Origin of the sequence: Methylomonas koyamae, assembly GCF_001644025.1 — a bacterium.
Taxonomy (GTDB): Bacteria; Pseudomonadota; Gammaproteobacteria; order Methylococcales; family Methylomonadaceae; genus Methylomonas; species Methylomonas koyamae_A.
Map to the genome: position 1 here is coordinate 1 of NZ_LUUK01000015.1, position 1128 is coordinate 1128.

The 1128-nt window shown below is 66.3% G+C and carries 1 protein-coding gene; it reads right to left on the reverse strand.

The genetic code is table 11. The features are described from left to right. On the reverse strand, nucleotides 1–1128 hold a 1128-nt coding region (locus A1355_RS01490), incomplete at both ends, for an AMP-binding protein (RefSeq protein ID WP_157197692.1).

The window sequence follows — 1128 nt, forward strand, 5'->3', positions numbered from 1 at the left end:
ATCGTCGATGCCGATGTCTTGGCGTCCGAGCAAGTCTTGCCACAGCTGGACCAGCACGACTTCTGTCGAATTGGTCGGGGCTTGCTGCTCACGCGGGGCCGGCGCCTCGGGCACGGGCAAGGCGCGACGGTCGATTTTACCGTGCGTGGTGCGCGGCAGTTGATCGAGCCTAACGTAACGGGCCGGAATCATGTAGTCGGGCAGTCGCGCGGCCAGGCCGATTTTAAGCGCTGCGTCGGTCGGTATCGGGTCGTGCGGGCCGGCTTGCCAATAGGCCGCCAGATAGCGCCGGCCATTCTCTTCACACAGCAGGACATGGGCGTCGGCGATGCCGGGCAGTTGTCGTAGCGCGGCTTCGATTTCACCAGGCTCGATGCGGTAGCCGCGCAGTTTGATTTGCTGGTCGGCGCGGCCGAGGTATTCAACGACGCCGTCGGGTCGGAAACGAACCCGATCGCCGGTGCGGTACAACCGACTGCCGTCGGCGGCGAACGGGTCGGGGAGGAAGCGTTCGCCGCTCAAGTCGGCGCGGCCGTGGTAGCCGCGCGCCAGACAGGGGCCGCCGATATAAAGTTCGCCGACCGCGCCCAAGGGCAGCGGGTTGAGGTCGGCGTCAAGAATATACAAGGTACGCTCGCCCAGGGCGGTACCGATCGGGGCATAACCCGTCAATGCGCGGTTGTCAGCCTGCCAGGCCAGCGGGGTGATGACGGTTTCGGTGGGACCGTAGCCGTTGATGATGGTTTCGGGTCGCAAGCCGGCGCGGATTTTCGCCAAGGCGGCGGACGAAACCGCTTCGCCGCCGACGCAGGCGATGCGCAGCGCCAGGGTCTGGCCGCGCGCGGCTACGGCATCGGCCAGGTGCAGCAAGGCGCTGGTTGGCGGATAAATCACGCTGACAGCGTGCGCCATGAGGGCTTGTAAAGTGTCTTCGCCGGTCCAGCCGCTAAAACCCAGCACCACGCCGGCGCCGTGGCACAGCGGGGCCAGCCATTGCTCCATCCCGGCATCGAAGGTAAAGGCGGCGAAATGCAGCGCCCGATCGGCCGGGGTGTAGCGGTATAGCGCGCCGGCGGCCTGGATATGCTTGGTCAACGCGCCGTGGGCGACGGCCACGCACTTGGGTTG